Genomic DNA, 423 nt, shown 5'->3' on the forward strand with positions numbered 1-423 from the left:
CGAGGGGGCCGCCGTGACCGCGCGACAGGAAGCCGGGATTGAGCTGCATGCGCTTGGCTTGCCTCGCGAGCGCGATCGCCACAGGCGTCTTACCGGTGCCGCCGACGGTGAAGTTGCCGACGCACAGCACCGGCGCCTCGACCTTTTCGCGCGGTGCCCGCCGCATGCGGCGGCCGGCGACGACCGCATAGGCCGCCGACAGCGGCGACAGCGCCAGAACGCGCCAGTCCGGTTTTTCCCACCAGAAGGGCGGTGCTTCGGAGGTCACGCTACCTCCCGTCTGCGCCCTTCAGGCGCGACTTGACGATCAGCGGCTGGATGTAGGGCTCCAGCGACTTCAGCGTGCGTGCCAGCGCGCCGCGCATCTCGTCGACGGTGGCCGCTCCCGCCGCCATCATCTCATGGCGCGCCACCTCGTTGGTC

1 protein-coding gene and 1 pseudogene are annotated in these 423 nt (G+C 70.4%); both read right to left on the reverse strand.

Going from position 1 to position 423, the window contains the following annotated elements; genetic code table 11:
- The coding region (locus tag EN780_RS37980; protein WP_189557209.1) for a tetraacyldisaccharide 4'-kinase at positions 1 to 268 on the reverse strand (268 nt) is incomplete at its 3' end.
- Position 269: 1 nt separating this feature from the next.
- A pseudogene (locus tag EN780_RS41265) lies at positions 270 to 423 on the reverse strand (3-deoxy-D-manno-octulosonic acid transferase); the annotation flags it as partial.

It is taken from the genome of Mesorhizobium sp. M4B.F.Ca.ET.089.01.1.1 (genome assembly GCF_004022605.1).
Lineage (GTDB): Bacteria > Pseudomonadota > Alphaproteobacteria > Rhizobiales > Rhizobiaceae > Mesorhizobium > Mesorhizobium abyssinicae.